The sequence below is a fragment of the Candidatus Dormiibacterota bacterium genome, assembly GCA_035635555.1.
GTDB lineage: Bacteria > Acidobacteriota > Polarisedimenticolia > Gp22-AA2 > Gp22-AA2 > Gp22-AA3.
The window spans coordinates 68,811-86,042 of sequence record DASQAT010000028.1 but is presented as its reverse complement, the minus strand read 5'-3'; the positions used below and the strand labels follow the sequence as shown (position 1 = coordinate 86,042).

The following is a 17,232-nucleotide window of genomic DNA, read 5'->3' as shown; positions in this document are numbered from 1 at the left end:
CGTGAAGATACCCGACGCGTTCGAGCGTGTCAACGGACGGGAGGCGCCGGGCGCGGGCGACCGTCGTCCTCAGACGCCGGCCGCAGCCTCCAGGAACGATTCGATGTCCGCTCGGGTGTTGTAGATGTGCGGTGAGACGCGGATGAGATTGTCGCGGACGCTGACCACGATGCCGCGCTCGCGCAGGCGGCGGAAGATGGCGCGGGTCTCTTCGTGCGACGACCCTTCCAGGGCCAGGATGCCGGAGCGGCGACCGGGTGACAGGTCCGAGACGACGCGCAGGCCGGTCGCGTCGAGTCCGTGGACCAGGCGGTCGTGCAGGCGTCGGGTATGCGTTTCCACGCCCTCGATGCCGACCCGGGCGAGGAAGGAGAGCGAGGCGATCAATCCATGCAGGTTCAGGAAGGACGCCGCCTCCGGAATATCGAACCGGCGCGCGCCGTCGCGGAATCGCAGCGGACCGCCGGCGGGCTCGGCGAGATTGCTCGAACCCTCCACGTTCATCCAGTTCACGTCCCTGACGCGGAGCTTCCCCAGGATCGCAGGGTTGATGTACGTGAAGCCGGTTCCGAACGGGCCGAGCAGCCACTTGTCGCCGCTCGTGGCCAGGATGTCGACCGGCAGCTCCGACACCTTGAAGTCGACTGCGCCGACCGACTGCGCGCCGTCCACCACGAGAAAGATTCCGCGCTCCCGGCAGGCCTCCCCGAGCGCCTTCAGATCCGCGCGATATCCCGTGGAAAAGGCGACGTGGCTGATGGCGATGATCCTGGTCCTGGACCCTATCGCCGCGATGAGGTTCTGCTCGCCGACGAAACGGCTCGCGGCCGGGCCGACCCGGCGCACCTCGATGCCGTCGCTCGCCCGGTTGAGCCAGGGGTACACGTTGGCAGGGAACTCTCCCTGGGCCAGCAGGACCTCGTCTCCCCTCTCCAGAGGAAGGGAGCGCGCCGCCAGGTTCAGCCCGTGCGAGGCCCCCGAGGCGAGCGCGATGCATTCCGGCTCGCAGTCGAGGAGGCGCGCCACCGCCTCGCGCGCCCGCCCCGGCAGGGATTCATAGAGGGATCCGGGGATTTCCTCGGGATGCTCCTTCAGGCGCAGGGCGCGTCGGACCGCCTCCACGGTTTCGGCCGGGAACGGTCCCTGGGCGGCGCAGTCGAGATAGACCTTGCCGCCGAAATCGGAGAAATGACGTTTCCAGGGCGTCGCCTCTTCGGGTGCCATGATCGTTCCCGCGTTCGGTGATGCAGGGAAGCCCGGATGATACACCGCACGGCCCGAGGTCGGTGTGTGTCTCCCCGACCGGGTCACCGCCGATTTCTTCGAATCCTTAACCGACAGATCCTCTCGCGCCATTCGTACAGAAGGTGCAGAGGCGGGCCCAGGAGCGTGACCGGAGTGTTCCACCAGAAGTTGAGGGAGATCGAAGGTTCGAGCGCGTGCAGATGGTGCCACCAGGTTGCGGGAATGAACAGCATCTCTCCCGGCCGCACGATGATCTCCCGGGGCGTGGCGTGCGCGAAGCGCGGGTGCCTGTTCGGGTCGGGATGCTCGACGTCGACCGGACTGAAGTGCAGGTTCAAGCCGAACTCGCGGCACGGATAATACAGGAACTTTGATTGGTCGCGAGGAATCAGAATGACCTTCTTGACCCCGGAAATCTGCACGAACAGGTTGTGCGTCGAATCGAAGTGGAGGGTCGTGACCGCCCCCGCCGGACCGATCCACAGCGCCGGGTCGAGCCTCAGACCCGCGGCCAGCCTCTTCGGGAGGAGGACCGGGGCCTTCATGTACTCCTCGGGCGGCCGGATGTCCTCCAGAAGACGCGGGGCCTGTTTGAGGATCGGATACTGCGCGAGGTAGCGGCTGCACGATCCGTTCCCGGCCCCGAGAGCCATGTCGAGGAAACGGCCGAGAGGCATCGTTTCGCGCCGGACCCTCAGGAGGTAGTCTGCCGGATCGTTGTGCGGCCCGCCGCGCTCCCAGACTTCGACCGGGACCTCCGCTTCCGGAAGCGTGCGCTTGAGGTACGCCGCGTCCCACAACGAGATCGCCGGCCACCGGTCTGCGACCCCCGTGATGACGACGGGCCGGCGGCGCGAAACGAACTCTTTGTGAAAGACGCGGGGGGAGAGACGATCGACGCGCGGAACAGCGATCGGATCGGGCATGTCGGCGCAGGGGATTATAGACTCCCGCGAGGCTATTTCACGGCCTGCGCTCTTTCGAACACCTCGCACCATCGGGCGTACCGCCGGGCGATCTCCGCGACGGCGCCGTCCCGGGCCGCGGGCCGGTCCCGCCACGCGACGAGCGGATCCCAGAACGTCGTCCGTCCGACCGCGAAGCCGATGAACCCCGGAACGCCCGCGGCCGTCGTCAGCCAGGTCTCGACCTGAGCCGCGTCCGCGCCGCGGCCGAGGACGATGCAGCCGACGCCGTCCCGTCCTCCACGACGCGCCGCCGCGACCACGGCCACGCAGTCCTCGCGCCGGTCGAGCCCCTCGATCTTCCAGACGTCCGGCTCGACCCCTGCATCCTGAAGCCCGACGATGGCGTCCACCATGTGCTTCGGGCGGCGGGTGCGGTCGTAGGCGGCCTGGTCGCCCGAGAGATCCTCGAGCTCCGCCTTCTCGGCCGGCACCAGGAGCTCGAACATGAAACGGCGTCCCGCTCCGCGAAGATAGTCGGAGAGACGCCTGAGGCGGGCCGCCTGGCGTCGATTCAGGGCCGGGTCGCCTTCCGGATTGTAGCGAACCAGAACCTTGCTGAAGACCGGGTCGAACTCCTCGATGTGGCGGACAAACTCCTCGCCGTACTCGAAGTCGAACTCCTTCTGCCCGCTCTTCTCGACCGGGACGGCGGTGAGATATCCCTGGCGCGCGGCGTCGCGGAGGATCGCGGCGCCGAACTGCTCGTCGACGAGAACACCGGCGCGCTCCTTCGGGACGCCGGAGGCGACGGCGGCCTTGAACCCGTCGTAGATCACCCGCTTGGCCTCGGCGATGCGCGCCGTCTGCTCCGGCCCGAGCGCCCCCTCCCAGCCGAAGAGGCCGGACTCGAACGAGCCGCGGTGGTCGAACGGCAGGACGTACAGCGGGCGATCGTACCCGAGGGTCATGCCCCTCCCCCGCTCCCGAGGAGGGCCGGCAGGTCGTATCCCGCCAGGTCGCCGATGCGCTCGATCGCGATGTCGGGAGGCGGATAGTCGGCGACGTCCGGGGCGAGCGCGTAGTGCCCCTGGCGCGGAAAGACCGTCGTCAGTCGCTCCTTCCAGACCTTCTTGAAGGCGGTCAGGATGCGGATCTTGTCGTCCACGAGGACGTAGTGCCCGGCCGGGTACTGCCGCTCGATGTCCTCGAGCTCACGCTCCTTGTGGATGTAGATCAGCACGCGCCCCTCGACCGCCTCGAGCAGGCTGGAGCGCTCGATCTTGCGCGGCTGGAACACCACGTCGCCGTCGGTCAGGATCACGGTCGGGCCCCACGCGGAGAGGCGCTCGATGACATCGAGCGAGCCCGGAAAAAGCCGGTCGGCGAAGGGGTACTCCAGGAGGAACGAGGACAGCGCGAGCACGTGCGGGTCGTGCGGGTTCTCCACGCGGTAGCGCTGCAGCGCCCCCAGGTAGTCGGCGTAGCCGAGCTCGGCTCGCAGCGTCTCGAAGATCGCCCAGTAGCGCTCCTGACGCTCGGCGCCGAACGCGCGCGTCAGGTGCCGCTTGAGATCGCTGGCCACCCGGTCGTTGTCGAGCAGGGTGTTGTCGACGTCGAGCAGGAACACGACACGACTTGGGCCGGTCCTGCCGGCGGCGGGGCTCACCTCGATCCCGGCGCCGCCTTCCCCCGCGGCAGGGGCGGCGGCAGAGGCTTGCGCGGCAGCAGGTCGGGGCGGGTGGCGGCGTTGTAGGCGAACGACGCCAGGATGGCGGAGGCCTGCATGAGATCGGACGGCTGCACGTGGTCGTAGACGTCCAGGTTCGAGTGGTGCGTGCGCGTCTCGTAGTCGAGCGGGTCCTGGATGAACTGGAACCCCGGCAGACCGACGGCGTCGAACGACACGTGATCGGTGTCGGTGGTGTTGGCGATGGCGACGGTCGTGGCCCCGAGATCCCGGAACGGCTCGAGCCAGGCCTCGAAGATCGGCCGCGCCATGTCGTTCTCCTGCAGGTAGACGCCGCGGATCCTGCCGGTGCCGTTGTCGACGTTGAAATAGCCGGACAGGCGCCCGTGCTCCGGGCGGAGCGCCAGGCTCACCGGGTCGCCGAAGTGCTCGCGGACGTAGCCCCGCGAGCCGAACAGTCCCTGCTCTTCGCCGCCCCACAGCGCCAGCCTGACGGTCCGGTCCATCTTCAGATCGAGCGTCTTCAAGATACGCATCGCCTCGAGGGCCACGGCGCAGCCGGCCGCGTTGTCCGTGGCCCCGGTCCCGCCGTGCCACGAGTCGAGGTGGGCTCCCAGCATCACCACCTCGTCCTTCTTGCGGCCGCCCGGAATCTCGGCGAGGACGTTCACTCCCTGCGGATGGTCGTCGTAGAACTTCACCTCGACGTCGAGGTCGACGCGGGCGGGGATCTTTTTCGCCGCGAGGCGCGCCAGGCGGCCGTACTCCTCGGGCGGAAGTGCTATGACCGGCGGCGGCGTGGGGGCGCCGCTCTCCCACGATCCGGCGGTCGTCGCGAAGACGATGCCGCCGCTTCCCCGGGCGTCGGACGACAGGACCGCGACGACCCCTTCCTTGCCCAGGAAGGCGTTCAGGGAGTCGCGCGTCCTGATCCAGCGGATGTAGTAGTCCTCGCCGACCTCGTCGGGGAGGGTCTTCAGGAGGCGTTCGCGCTCCTTCTCGTCCGCGGGCAGGCCCGGAAGCGGGTACTCGAAGGAGGGACGCGGGAACAGGTCGGGAGCCCGGGCGATCGCCGCGAGATTCGTCGTGTCGTATCTCTCGCCGACCGGCTCCGTCGGCTCCTCCGGCTCCGGGAGAGCGTCGATGAGCACGATGGCGCCCCGCAGCTTCCCGGTTTCTTCGGTGATGTAGCGGTCGATGCGGGCCTTGAGCGTCGGGATGTCGTAGTCGTCGCCGCGCTTGTGCTCGTCCGCCGTGAACAGCGGCGCCGCGACGACCGGGGCGGCGACCGGTCCGCTGGTCCCTCCCGACCAGGCCTTCGACACACCGTCGAGCGGCGCGTAGACCGGCTGCCGCAGATGGGCCGCGAAGCGGGTCACCGCCCAGCCGCGGCCGAACGTCCCCCACGCCTCGGTGCGGGCGCCGGCGATCCCCCAGCTCTTCAGCGAGCGGATCGACCACTCGGTGGCCGCCGTGAACCCGGGCGAGCCGGTCAGGCGGGGTCCGTTCACGTCGGTGAGGTAGAACAGGTGGTCCATGACCTTGGACTCCTGGAACGCCTCGCGCTTGATCCTGTGGATCGCCGCGAGGTCCACCTTCTCCTGCGCGCGCGTCACCACGGGGAACAGCATCATCAGGACGAGCGCGCAGGGGCCGGACTTCATGGGGCGGAGACTAACCCGCCCTCTCCCGGACGGTCAAGTTGACAGGCGGCGTGGACGGGCGCTAGTCTGCCGGGCATCGCACAAGGAGATCACGCCATGCGCAGACCTTCCCGATGGGTCGTCCGACTCCTGATCCTGGTAACCGTGTTCGGTGTCCTGCAACTCGCGCTCGGGACGCAGGCTCCGCAGCGCAGCCCGTACCTGTCCGCGCTGTCCGACGCGCTGGCCGGGCAGACGCAGGCGGCCACGTCCTGCGAGATGAAGGACTGCGCCGGCGGCTCGCGGCACAACATCGTGTGCGCCAAGGTCGCACCGTATCAGCTGCACTGCACGATCTATCACGGGTACTGTCTGGGGAGCTCGTGCTGAGGGGTCGTTCCCGGGTCAGTTCGGGGACGGAGCGCCGAGCAGGGCCCGCACCATCTCGGCCAGGGCGTCGGGCGTGAACGGCTTGCGCAGGAAGGACGCCTTCGACAGGAGTATCGGGCGCACCACGCCCGAATCCTCGCCGTAGCCGGACATGTAGAGGATCTTCATTCCGGGACGCAACGGGGCCAGTGTCTCCGCCAGCTCGTGCCCGTTCATGTGGGGCATGACGACGTCGGTCAGCATGAGATGGATCGGCCCATCGTGCGTGCGGCAGATGCGCAGGGCCTCCTGCCCGTGCGTCGCCTCCAGCACCGTGTAGCCGTTCAGCTCCAGGAGCTCGCGGGCCAGCTCGCGCACGGTGGTCTCGTCCTCGACCACCAGGATGGTTTCCGTTCCGCGCGCGTGGACGCGCGCCGGGCCCTCCTGCGGCTCCACCTGCACCGCGTCCTCGACCCACGGCAGATAGATCGTGAAGCAGCTCCCCTTCCCCGGCTCGCTCTCGACGGCGATGTGCCCCGACGCCTGCTTGACGATCGACAGGACCGTCGGCAGACCCAGGCCGGTCCCCTTCCCCTTCTCCTTGGTCGTGAAGAAAGGCTCGAACAGGTGCGACCGCACCCCCTCGTCCATGCCGGTGCCGCTGTCCCTGATCGACAGCGTGACGTACCGGCCCGGGTCGAGGTGCCCGACGGGTGACTCGATCGGGCGATCGAGCTCGGCGTTGGCCGTCTCGATCGCCAGCCGCCCTCCGCTCGGCATGGCGTCGCGCGCGTTGACCGCCAGGTTCATGATCACCTGCTCGAGCTGCCCGGGGTCCGCCCGCACGTTGCCGGGCTCCGTCTTCAGCCGGATCTCCAGGTCGAGGTCCTCGCCGATCAGGCGCTTGAGCATCGAGTCCATGTCGGAGACCACCGTGTTCAGATCGACGACCCGGGGCTCGGCGGCCTGCCGCCGGCTGAAGGCGAGGAGCTGGCGCGTGAGCGACACCGCCTGCTCGCCCGCCTGCGAGATCACCTCGATCTCCTCGCGCAGGGGAGTTTTTTCCAGGGCGCCCAGGAGGAGCCGGCAACGGCCGTTGATCACCGTCAGGAGATTGTTGAAGTCGTGCGCCACGCCGCCCGCCAGGCGGCCGATCGCCTCCATCTTCTGGGCCTGCTGGAGCTGCTCTTCGCTCAGACGCAGCGACTCCTGCACGCGCCGGCGCTCGTCTATGTCCTGCACCAGAACGACGGCGAACTCCGGGCGGCCCGCCGAGTCCCGGAGCCAGGCGGCGGTGAGGTAACCCCACGCGGTCGTGCCGTCCTTGCGCAAGTAGCGCTTCTCCATCTCCAGCGGCCGGCTGCCGGCCAGGCTCTCGTCCATGGCCAGCCGGGTCCTGGCCCGATCCTCGGTGTGGGTCACGTCGAACACCGTCATCTTCATGAGCTCGTCGCGCTCGTACCCCAGGAAACGGCAGAGGGCCGGGTTGACTTGAAGATACTGCCCCTCGGGAGTGGCGGTGGCCATGCCCAGCCGCGCCTGCTCGAAGATCGCTCGAAAGCGCGCCTCGCTCGTCTCCAGCGCCTGCTTCGACTGGCGCAGGACGTTCAGATCCGTCAGGTCCTGGACCATGAGGATCGTCTGCTCGACCCTGCCGGCGAGAGACTTGATCGGCATGGCGGTGGCGTAGATGTGGCGGCTCTGATCGTGGATCGACAGCCGCATCTCCTGGTGCGCCACGATCCCCGATCGGAACGGCCGGGCCGCCGGACACGTATCGCACGGCAGCGCGCGGCCGCACAAGACTTGATGGCACTTGGCGCCCAGGAGCGCCGCGGCGCTCGTGCCGGGGCAGAATCGGTTGGCGAAGATGTTGTTCGCCCAGCTCACTCCGAGAGCCGCGTCGAACACCAGGAAGCCGGCGTCGGTGTGGTTGACCACGGCGGACAGCTTCTGACGCTCCTGCTCGAGGACGCGCATCTGCTCGTCCATGAGGCGGAAGCGGCGCTCGTAGTCCTCGAGCTTCTGCTGCGGGGAGGTCTCGCTGCGGTCAGCCACGCGCTCCTCGACGGCCCGCCCGCTGTGAGTGCCGGGCGTAGGCGCGGGCGAGACACTCGGCCACCCTCTCCACCTGACTGACACTGTCGGGGTCGAACGCGTCGAGCTCGTGGCTGTCGATGTCGATCTGGGCGTAGATCATCCTGCCCTTGCGGACGAGCACCACGAGCTCGGAGCGCGTCGCCGCCGAGCACGCCAGGTAGTTGGGGGCCTTGCTGACGTCCGGGACGTTGATGTTGCGCTCCTCCGCCACCGCCAGGCCGCAGACGCCCTGGCCGACCGCGATGAACACATGATCGGTGGGAGCACCGATGAAGGGCCCCAGGCGGAGCACATTGTCGGGAAACAGCTCGTAGATGCCGGTCCAGTGGAAACGGGGATTGGAGGCGTGCAGCTCTTCGACCGCCCGCCGCAGCACCTGCTCCAGCGGCGCGCCGGAGTCCGTGATGCGATCGAGCGTCCGGCACATCTCCCCGCCGCCGGTGTCCCTGGTCTGCTTCTTCCCCGCCAAAGTCGTCCCCCGGCCGCACACCCTTGCCCGCGGTCGCCGCCCTTTCGGCCGCATATAAGATGATAGGCTTCGGACCGGGACGCGCAAGGGCTAACCCGGGCCTTTTCAATGAAAACGGCCGCGCCGGGGAGGGTTCGGCGCGGCCGTCGGGTGCATGAGATGCACCAGCTCGACTAGGTCTTGTGGGCCCTCTGGACGGCCCTCGGGAAATAAGCCTTGTAGAAGTGATAGCTCATGATGCAGAAGGGCACCAGCAGGAAGAAGACGACGAGTCCGTAGTGCTGCCGCAGCATGCCGATCAGGATCACCAGCGAGCCTCCGGCCAGCTGGCTGTTGATGGTCCACGAGTACTTCTCGTACCAGACCCTGAACGGATCGACCTTCTGCTCCAGCCCCACCGCGACCGACACCAGAGCGGTGTTCACGACGAAGAAGGTCAGGACGCACAGCAGCAGCGCGACCAGCGATTCCGGCGAGGTCACGTCACCCGTCCGGCCCCCGGCGAGCCGGTACGCGTGCCCCCCCAGCCAGGCCGCCAGCACGAAATTGCAGAGGTTGAACAGCCCCTTGTGCAGCTGCAGGCGCGGGCGGCCGACGATCCAGAAGTAGGTCATGCTGACCGCCGCCAGGAGCATCGATTCCCTGACCCCGAACAGGACGATGGCGCCGAGGAGGAACGGCTGCAGGGTGGAGATGCGGGCGTTGTGCCCCAGGTTGAGCGTGTGGGGCGCGGCCACGCACGCGAACACGAGGAGCAGCAGGTAGTCGGCGCTCAGGTTGAGCGGGCCGTGCGTCAGCCCTTCCAGGGCCGCGAACCCGCCGAGACTCAGGACCGTTGCGAGAAACAGGCTCATGTTCCGCTCCGCCGACTACCGCTTGTTGCCGCCCCAGACACCGCCCATGTTGTCGACCATGCCCAGCGTCGAGTCGAGCAGGCACCTTTCGCCGCCCCAGATGAGACCGCTGCTGGTGATCAGGGTGTTGTCGACGATCGACTTGGGCGCCGCTTTGCCGCCCCAGACGCTTCCGAACGACGAGGTGATGGCCGGGGGCACGTCCGTCATGTCGATGCCGACGCAATTGGCCTTTCCGCGGTTGCCCCAGATGCCCCCCATCGTGAAGTCGCCGCCCCAGATGAGCCCCGTGTCCTCGACATAGATGTAGCCGTCCGAGGCCAGCATCGCCTTGGGCGACGGCGCGTCCTTCGTCGAGCCGTTGGCCTGCAGGGCGGCGTCGACGTCCAGGTATCCGGCGCCGGTCTCGAACACCAGGCGGTCGTCCTTGACGGACGACTTCATGATCCGCGCCTTCACGGTCGCGGGGTTCAGGGACGGGTCCTTCTGGAACAGCAGGGCGGCGGTCGCCGACACCATCGGCGCGGCCATCGAGGTCCCCGACAGCTCGTAGTAGTCGCCGTCCCGCTGGGAGTTCGAGGGGTCGGTCTTGTAGTCGCCGATCTTCAGCGTCAGCTGGTGATAGCTGGTGTCCAGGTAGGAGCCGTTGTCCCGCAGCGACACGATGGCCGTCCCCGGAGCGACGACATCCGGCTTGACCACATAGTCGACGAGCGTCGGCCCCTTCGACGAATACCAGGCCAGGACGTCGTCGGTCGTCGTGACCGTGTTGCCGTCGTCCATGGCGCCCACGGTGATCGCGGTCGGCTCGTTGCCGGGGGTCGTGATCGTCCCGAAGCCGCTGCCGACTCCGCCGTCGTTGCCGGCCGCGACGATCACCAGGATGCCGCTGTCGTACGCCTTGCGGATCGCCAGGCAGAGCGGATCGGTCCGGTACGACTCGTACACCGGGTGCCCGAGCGACAGGTTCAGGACGCGGATGTTGAACTGCGCCTGGAACCGGATGGCCCAGTCGATCGCCGTCAGGATGTCGGAGGTGTACCCCGTACCGTCCGGGTACAGCGCCCGGAGGGAGATGATCTGGGCCCCCGGCGCAAACCCCTTGAAGGTGCGGAACGACAGCTTGTCGCTCGAGGCGGAGCCGTTGCCGGCGATGATGCCGGCGACGTGCGTTCCGTGACCGTAGTAGTCGGCCAGGCCCGCCTCGTGCCCCACCACCTCGACCTCCATGACCTGGGACGCCTTGGCCCGCATCAGGTCACGGTGCAGCGCGACGCCGGTGTCGATCACCGCCACGCCGACACCCCGGCCGTCGAGACCGCCGGAGTTGACGAACGCCTGGTCCGCCTTGACCACCTTGTACGCGACGTCGAGATGCGCCTTGACCGGCGAGTCGAAAGAGATGTGGGCGACCTCGGGGTCGTCGGCGAGCGCCTCCAGCTGCGACGCCGGGACTCTGGCCGAGTAGCCGCGCAGGGCCTCGTGACGCGCCTTCACCGCGCCACCCCGGCCGTGCAGGCGGGAGAAGTGCGCGGCGCTCGGCTCGCCCACCGTCTGCACGATCACGGAGAGCAGATCGTCGGCGCGCGCCGCGTGGATCTTCTCCTCCACGTCGCGCGACAGCTTGGCGCCGCCCTGTCCGCTCTGCGCGGCCGGAGCCGCGAGGAAGAGCAGGGCCAGGATGGCGCAACCCGCCAGCACTTGTCTCAGCCCGTTCACCGTTCCACGCGTCGGATGCATGTTGACCCCTCGAGACCGTGTGCCCCGCCGTAGGCCTAGAGCCATCGGCGCTTCACCAGAGAGCAACCTCCCTGCCAGGCACGATTCGGTAACTCATCGCGTGAACCGCTTGATGGACAAGGCTTTTGGAGTGCGCGCCTGGAACACGCATAGGCGTGTTCAAAAAGGCGCGAATGTCCAGGGCGGCGACGCGGATCGGGACGACCCGCGCACTCGCTGCCGTTAGGGTTGGAGGCTCAGAGGGTTAGAGGTTGGGAAGAGATCTGAACACGCCTGTCCAGATTCAGCACTCTGATCAGGGCGCGGCGAGAGCTCCGCTCATCACCGCTCTGCATACGTCGAGGGCGCTCACGATTCCCACGAGGAGGGATCCGCGGACGATCGGGACCCGGTGAATTCGATGCTCCCACATGAGACGGCAGAGATCGTCGACCGTGGATTCCTCCGGAGCGCTCAGCACGTCGCGCGTCATGATTTGGCCGACGGTCGCCGGCCCGTTCCTCCCCTGGTCGAAGCCGACGAACCCGGAGCTGAACAGGGAGCGGATGTCAGGGGTTTGACGCGCCTCCGTCACGACACCCCGTCCTCGGAAAAGGACGTCGTCCTTCGAGACGATGCCGACGAGTCGTCCTCCTTGATCCACGACGGGCGCCCCGGTGATGCGGCGCTCGCGGAACAGGTCGCACAGATCCTCGATCAGAGTTTCGGGGGTCACGGTCGCCACGTCTCGTGTCATGAAGTCGGTTGCGCGCATGCTCTCCTCGTGGATCGGCCACCGCCGCGGCGTCAGAAACGCCCGCCGGGCGCGGATCATTGACGATCGCCGGCCTCGCGTCAAGGTCGGCGGGCGTGTTCGCGTCGAGCCCGCCGGCCGGCCCCCCGTCCGGGGTGGCGCTGGCCCCTCCTAAACCTATATTGCAGAGAGGCACAGGGCACGTGGGCCCGGGTGCTTTTGTGTGGCGCAGGCCGGGATGGATTTCAACGGACTCAAGGACCTAGTCAAGGACCTCACCCAGAGCGCCGAGCACCGCGCCGTGTCGCGGGCGCTCAAGTGCTTCTCCAAGGGGCAGATCGACAAGGCGATCGAGATCCTCCAGGAGGCCCGCCACGACTCCCCGGAGAACGTCGACGTCCTGTTCGACCTGTGCCGCTACCTGGTGCTGGCCAACCGCGGCGGCGATGCGGCCGAGGCCCTGCGCTCCGTCCTGCGCCGTCACCCGCGCGCCTACCAGCGCGCCACGGAGATGATCGAGGAGCTGCGGGCGAAGCACGCCACCGTTTCGCCGCTGTTCGACGCCGTCGCCGAGCACTTCATCCGCCAGGACGATCTCAAGAGCGCGCTCGATGCGCTCGAGCGCATGCGGCCCGAAGAGATCCGCGCCTTCCTGCCGCGCCACAAAGGCAAATGGGAGGGGCTGCGCAAGGGCGCCCCCGACGCCAAGATGGCGAAGACCTCCCTGCAATCGGCCTACTACCTGGCGCTCTGCCACGAGGCGCTGCGCGAGTACGATCCCGCGGCGACCATCTACCGGCTGGTGGCCAAGAACAACCCGGAGGAGCTGCCCCGGGTCCTGAAGCGCCTCGAGGCGCTCCTGGCCAGGGATTACCAGAACGCCGCGCTGCGCTGCGCCGTCGGCGACCTGCACCTGCGCGCCGGACGCGAGGATGACGCGGTGCAGCAGTTCTCGGTCGTCCTCGAGACCGACGCGCGCGGCGGGAAGCCGGTGGCCGAGAGGGTGCAGGAATATCTCCATGAGAAGGGGGAGAAGACCGGGCTGCGCTGGGTCCTGGTCACGGCGCACCTGGCGGCCGGCGACAACGACGCGGCCATCGAGGCGATGCGCCCTCTCGTCGACGCTTCGGCCCTGCTCAATCAGGTGGTCCCCGCGCTCGAGAGCCTGGCCGCCGACGACAAGGACAAGGGAGGGAAGGCGCGGCTTCTGCTCGCCTCGGCGCTGGCGCGCCGCGGACAGCCCCAGGCCGCGGTCGAGATCCTCCTGGCGATCGCCGAGGAGAAGGGTCTGCCGGCGATCCGAGTGCCGCTCGAGGTCATCGCCTCGGCCGAGCCGGCGAGCGCACGGGTGTTCCATCTCCTGGCCGATGTCGACATGGCGGACGGTCGGACCACCGAGGCCGTGGAGTGCCTGCGCAAGGCTCGCAAGCTGGCGCCGCAGGAGGAGAGCCTCCTGTCGCCGCGGCTGATCAAGATCCTCGACGCCGACCCGTCCTCCGCCGAGGCACACCTTCTCCTGGCCGATGTTCTCATCAAGAGCGGCGAGCGCGACCGCGCGATCGTCGTCCTGCGCCACCTGGTGCTCATGGCACCGGCCTCGTCGGGAGAGGCGCTGGCGCGCTTCGCCTCCATCCTCAAGGAGGACCCGCAGTCACCGCGCGCCCGCATCGGCGCCGCGGAGGCCTGCCTCGAGCTGAAGCACTTCCCGGAGTCCCTCGGACACCTGCGGAACGTGGCCGCGGCCCATCCCGCGCTCGCGGCCGAATACTTGAGAGATCTCTCGGTGCTCGCGGAGACCGCCACGGATCAGGCGGCGGGGGTCGCCGAGGTGCTGCGCGGTCTCGAGTCCACGGGCGCCCTTCCCCACGCAGTCCGCTTCGCCCTTGGCGAGGCGCTGTTCTTCGCGGGGCAGGTCGCGCCCGCGGGTGCGATCTTCCGCGACCTCCTGCAGTCGGTGCCGGAGCGCACCGAGGAGATCAAGAGCGCGCTCATGCGTTTCGATCGCAACAGTCCCGAGGCGGCGGAGGCGTGCGTTCTCCTGGCGACCCTCTCCCTCGATCGCCGCGACTACAAGGGGGCCCTCGCGGAATTGTCGCAAGGGGGCGAGGCGATCGCCCCGCTCCTGGACCGCGTCATCGCGAAATACGAGGAGATCCTGGGGTCGACCGCCGGCGACGTCGACGCGCGTCTCGGCTTCATCGAGGCGCTTCTCCTGACCCGGCGCTACGACCGGGTCCTGTCGGCCGGCGCCGAGACGCTGAAGCTCCGGGACGATGAGACCACGGCGCGCGTCTATCTCGCCATGGGCGACGCCCTGCGCCAGAAGGGGGACTCCGACGCCGCGGTGAAGCGCTATTTCGCCGGGTACGGCAGGAACCGATCCCTCGGGACGGGCGTGATCGATCGACTCAGAGGGCTCACGGTGGCGGAAGGCTCCCACGCGCTGGCCTCACTCGCCCTCGGCAAGGTCCTGGCGTCCGAGGGGCGCGCGCCCGAGGCGGTCGAGGCGCTGGGCGCGGCGCGCGCCGCCGATCCGAAGCTCACCGACGCGGTGCTGTCCGAGCTGCAGCGCCTCAAGGACGCCTTCCCCGCCGACCCGCAGCCGGGTCTGGCCATGCTCCTCATCCTGGCCGAGTCGGGGGACCACAAACGCTCGGTGCAGGTGATCTCGGCCATCCTCGACGCGCGCCCCGACCTGGCGAGCGTCCTCGCCGGCCACCTCGACCGCATATTGAAGGCCGATCCGCAGCAGGCGTTCGCCACCTTCGAGATGGGGCGCGCGCTGCAGTTCCTGAAACTCCAGCCGCGCAGCGCCGCGAGCTACCTCCAGGCGTTCCGCCTCGACGCGACGCTGGCCCCGATGATCCTGAAGCGCCTGCACGAGATGATCGAGACCACCCCGCCCTGCCTCGACCCGTACCTGGCCGCCTGCGCCATCCACGCGGCGCGGGGCAAGTTCCAGGCCGCCGCCAAGTCGATCGAGCAGGCCCTCGAGAAGATGCCCGGCGAGGCGGAGCGTCTCCTGCCGCGTCTGGAGGAGATCCAGAAGCAGAACAAGGGGAGCGCGCCGATCACCGTGCTGCTCGCCGACGCCTGCCTGCGCGCCGGACGACACGACCGGGCGCTCCAGGCCTACGGCGAGGCGGCCCGCCGCGATCCCGGGCTGGCCGACAGGGCCCTCGCCGGGATCGAGGCGATCCTGAAATCCGACCCGAAGATGGGCGAGGCCTACCTGTGGCGGGCGCGCTTCCTGTCCCGGCGGATGCTGGTCGACCAGGCTCTCAAGGACCTGCATCAGGCGGGTCGGCTGAACCCGGGGCTCGGCCCCCAGATCATCGAGGAGGCCGAGGCGCTGCGCGAGCGCGCACCCGAGGCCCACGCCTGCGCCCTGCTCCTTGCCGACCATTACGCCGCGGCCGCACGCGACAGTGATGCGGTCAAGGTCCTCGCCGACCAGCTGGAGAAGGTCGGCAGCCAGAACGAGCGCCTGGCGCTCCTGGTACGGCTGTGGCGGCTGTCGGCGGCGCGCGGGGACGACGACGCGTCCCGTCAATACCTGGCCGAGGCCCAGCGCCTCGCTCCGGACAAGAATCAGTTCCTCCTGCGCGTGCACGAAGCGCAGGTCGCCCTCATGCGGGCCGCCGCGGCGCGGCTCAGGAATCAGATGGAGCAGGGCTCCCGCCGCGGCGCCGACTTGCAGGCGATGCTGCGCCTCCTCGTGGACCTGGGGGAGGTGCGCGACGCGTCGGCGATCCTCGACCGCCATCAGGCCGAGATGGACGCGCAGGAGGCCCACCGCCTGCGCGCCGACATCGCGCTGCGGGGCGGCGAGTACGCCCGCGCCGCCGAGCATCTCGTGCGCCTCGGCGCCACGAGGGCACTCGCCTTCGCCGCCGACCGCGCCGGTGATCACGCCCTCGCGGCCCGCACCCTGGAGACGCTCGCCAGGGAGCGCCCCGAGCCCGGGCTCGATGCCTCGCTGCACCGCGTGTACCGCGACCTGGTCGCCGCCGACCTGATGGGCGGCAGGAGACGAATCCTGGGCGAGACCAGCCTGACCTTCAGCGAGGGAGCCGGCTCATGATCTGTCCGATGCTGTCGGCGCTCAAGCCGACCGACGACAACGGCAACCCGGTCGATCGCGAGTGCATCTACGAAAACTGTCGCTTCTTCAACATCGAGGTGCGGGACTGCAATCTCATGATGGCCAGCCGCGCCATGCTGAAGATGGCCGAACAGGGGCCGCCGTCCGCCTCTCCGGGCGTCCCCCCCGCGGCCCTCGCCGACATGGAGAAGCGCTTCACGGAGGTGGGCAAGGGTCTGCTGCACTCTTCGATGGAGATGCAGCAGCTCGTCCAGCAGGCCGGTCAGGCGACCTCCAGCAGCGTGGCCGAGGTCGGCGACTCGCTGGCGCGGCGCCTGGAGGGTCTGGCCGAAGGGCTGCACGCCGCCCCCCGCGAGACCGAAGCGAAGCTCGCGGCCTCCTTGCAGGAGATCGAAGGGCGCCTCGGCGCGGCCCAGCAGGAGCTCGAGAGTCGCATTGCGACCACCCTGCAGGAGAGCGAGGCGCGCACCGCGCAGGGGCTGCAGGACTATCTGGCCGAGATGCGCCACGCCTTCGAGGAAGGCCTGGCGCGCGTCCAGACGCGTCTCGAGGAGCAGGGCCGGGGCGTGGGCGCCACGGCGGCCGCGGCCTCGCAGAGCCTGGATCAGCTGACGGCGCTCACCGACCTTCAGCAGAAAGTCGCCGAGAGGCTTCTCGAGGAGATGTCGCTCCTGAGCGCCAACTCGCGCAAGCTGGAGACCACCCTCGCCTCGCACGACAAGAAGCTGGACAAGGCGGCCGACGAGGGGCTGCAGATCTCGCAGCAGCTCCTCCTGGTGAAGGGCCAGTCGGAGAAGACGCACTCCGCGCTGCGCGGTCTGCACGAAGGGAACCGGGCGGTCATCAAGGCGGTCGAGACGCAGCTCGAGCGCGACCAGACCGACCTGGCGCGCAAGCAGCGGGAGACGGCGGAGGAGTGCAACAACCGGGGCGTGGCTCTGTATTACCGCGGCGCCCTCGACGCGGCGCTCGCGGCCTTCCGCCGCGCCATCGAGCTCCTTCCCGGGTACGCCGAGGCGCACAACAACCTGGGCCTGGTGCTGTCCAGGATGGGCCAGGACAAGGAGGCGACCGAGGCCTTCCAGGAGGCGCTGCGGATCGACCCCGCGATGGCGGAGGTGTACAACAACCTCGGCTTCATGTACCACACGACCGGCAAGTTCGACCGCGCCGTGCAGATGTTCGGCCAGGCGATCCAGAACAGCGGCGACTCCTCCGTCGCCTACGCGAACCTCGGCAACTCGTTCTACAAGATGAAGCAGGCCGACAAGGCGGTCGAGGCCTGGCGGCGGGCGCTGGAGCTCGATCCGATGAACGAGAACGCGCGCCGGAGCCTGCGCATGTTCCAGCAAGATCCCGGCAGCAACTAGGAAAACCCC

At 68.8% G+C, this 17,232-nt stretch carries 13 protein-coding genes; 3 read left to right on the top strand and 10 right to left on the bottom strand.

The features are described from left to right. Positions 1-69: 69 nt before the first annotated feature. The 5 genes from VEW47_07310 to VEW47_07290 form a co-directional block, all read right to left on the bottom strand. Positions 70-1,224, bottom strand: coding sequence for an aminotransferase class V-fold PLP-dependent enzyme (locus tag VEW47_07310; protein HYS04986.1), 1,155 nt, complete (start codon positions 1,222-1,224; stop codon positions 70-72). 83 nt (positions 1,225-1,307) lie between these two features. Further along, positions 1,308-2,171 carry a cupin-like domain-containing protein gene (locus VEW47_07305; GenBank protein HYS04985.1) on the bottom strand — a complete coding sequence of 288 codons (864 nt, stop codon included), beginning with the start codon at positions 2,169-2,171 and terminating at the stop codon, positions 1,308-1,310. A 32-nt stretch (positions 2,172-2,203) separates the two neighbouring features. Then, entirely contained in the window at positions 2,204-3,121 is a 918-nt protein-coding gene (locus VEW47_07300) for a DUF2090 domain-containing protein (protein HYS04984.1), read from the bottom strand. Continuing rightward, complete coding sequence (locus VEW47_07295) at positions 3,118-3,819, bottom strand: HAD family hydrolase (GenBank protein HYS04983.1); 702 nt, start codon at positions 3,817-3,819, stop codon at positions 3,118-3,120. Before VEW47_07295 ends, VEW47_07300 begins: the two co-directional genes overlap by 4 nt. Continuing rightward, entirely contained in the window at positions 3,816-5,504 is a 1,689-nt protein-coding gene (locus VEW47_07290) for a M20/M25/M40 family metallo-hydrolase (GenBank protein ID HYS04982.1), read from the bottom strand. The genes VEW47_07295 and VEW47_07290 overlap by 4 nt, the downstream gene beginning before the upstream one ends. 96 nt (positions 5,505-5,600) lie before the next feature. Between VEW47_07290 and VEW47_07285 the strand changes: the two genes are divergently transcribed. Further along, positions 5,601-5,873, top strand: coding sequence for a hypothetical protein (locus VEW47_07285; GenBank protein ID HYS04981.1), 273 nt, complete (start codon positions 5,601-5,603; stop codon positions 5,871-5,873). Positions 5,874-5,888: 15 nt separating this feature from the next. Here the strand turns inward: VEW47_07285 and VEW47_07280 are convergent, their stop codons facing one another. From VEW47_07280 to VEW47_07260, 5 genes are all read right to left on the bottom strand, one after another. After that, positions 5,889-7,910 (bottom strand): PAS domain S-box protein, encoded by a 2,022-nt coding sequence (locus VEW47_07280; protein HYS04980.1) that lies wholly within the window; start codon positions 7,908-7,910, stop codon positions 5,889-5,891. Next, positions 7,903-8,421 carry a GAF domain-containing protein gene (locus tag VEW47_07275; GenBank protein ID HYS04979.1) on the bottom strand — a complete coding sequence of 173 codons (519 nt, stop codon included), beginning with the start codon at positions 8,419-8,421 and terminating at the stop codon, positions 7,903-7,905. Before VEW47_07275 ends, VEW47_07280 begins: the two co-directional genes overlap by 8 nt. A gap of 173 nt (positions 8,422-8,594) precedes the next feature. Next, the gene (locus VEW47_07270) at positions 8,595-9,275 is read right to left on the bottom strand and encodes a hypothetical protein (protein HYS04978.1); all 681 of its coding nucleotides are present in this window, start codon (positions 9,273-9,275) and stop codon (positions 8,595-8,597) included. Positions 9,276-9,290: 15 nt separating this feature from the next. Continuing rightward, entirely contained in the window at positions 9,291-11,015 is a 1,725-nt protein-coding gene (locus tag VEW47_07265) for a S8 family serine peptidase (protein ID HYS04977.1), read from the bottom strand. A 295-nt stretch (positions 11,016-11,310) separates the two neighbouring features. Then, complete coding sequence (locus VEW47_07260) at positions 11,311-11,769, bottom strand: CBS domain-containing protein (GenBank protein ID HYS04976.1); 459 nt, start codon at positions 11,767-11,769, stop codon at positions 11,311-11,313. A 217-nt stretch (positions 11,770-11,986) separates the two neighbouring features. Here VEW47_07260 and VEW47_07255 point away from each other — a divergent pair, with 217 nt between their 5' ends. Both VEW47_07255 and VEW47_07250 read left to right on the top strand, forming a co-directional pair. Further along, positions 11,987-15,832: a tetratricopeptide repeat protein gene (locus VEW47_07255; protein ID HYS04975.1), complete on the top strand. Its 3,846-nt coding sequence runs from the start codon at positions 11,987-11,989 to the stop codon at positions 15,830-15,832. Continuing rightward, positions 15,829-17,223: a tetratricopeptide repeat protein gene (locus VEW47_07250; protein ID HYS04974.1), complete on the top strand. Its 1,395-nt coding sequence runs from the start codon at positions 15,829-15,831 to the stop codon at positions 17,221-17,223. The genes VEW47_07255 and VEW47_07250 overlap by 4 nt, the downstream gene beginning before the upstream one ends. The last annotated feature ends 9 nt before the right edge of the window (positions 17,224-17,232 follow it).

Bases quoted from the DNA above. Each gene is read 5' to 3' on its own strand.
- VEW47_07310 (HYS04986.1), bottom strand. From the start codon at position 1,224: ATGGCACCCGAAGAGGCGACGCCCTGGAAACGTCATTTCTCCGATTTC.
- VEW47_07305 (HYS04985.1), bottom strand. From the start codon at position 2,171: ATGCCCGATCCGATCGCTGTTCCGCGCGTCGATCGTCTCTCCCCCCGC.
- VEW47_07300 (HYS04984.1), bottom strand. From the start codon at position 3,121: ATGACCCTCGGGTACGATCGCCCGCTGTACGTCCTGCCGTTCGACCAC.
- VEW47_07290 (HYS04982.1), bottom strand. From the start codon at position 5,504: ATGAAGTCCGGCCCCTGCGCGCTCGTCCTGATGATGCTGTTCCCCGTG.
- VEW47_07285 (HYS04981.1), top strand. From the start codon at position 5,601: ATGCGCAGACCTTCCCGATGGGTCGTCCGACTCCTGATCCTGGTAACC.
- VEW47_07270 (HYS04978.1), bottom strand. From the start codon at position 9,275: ATGAGCCTGTTTCTCGCAACGGTCCTGAGTCTCGGCGGGTTCGCGGCC.
- VEW47_07265 (HYS04977.1), bottom strand. From the start codon at position 11,015: ATGCATCCGACGCGTGGAACGGTGAACGGGCTGAGACAAGTGCTGGCG.
- VEW47_07260 (HYS04976.1), bottom strand. From the start codon at position 11,769: ATGCGCGCAACCGACTTCATGACACGAGACGTGGCGACCGTGACCCCC.
- VEW47_07255 (HYS04975.1), top strand. From the start codon at position 11,987: ATGGATTTCAACGGACTCAAGGACCTAGTCAAGGACCTCACCCAGAGC.
- VEW47_07250 (HYS04974.1), top strand. From the start codon at position 15,829: ATGATCTGTCCGATGCTGTCGGCGCTCAAGCCGACCGACGACAACGGC.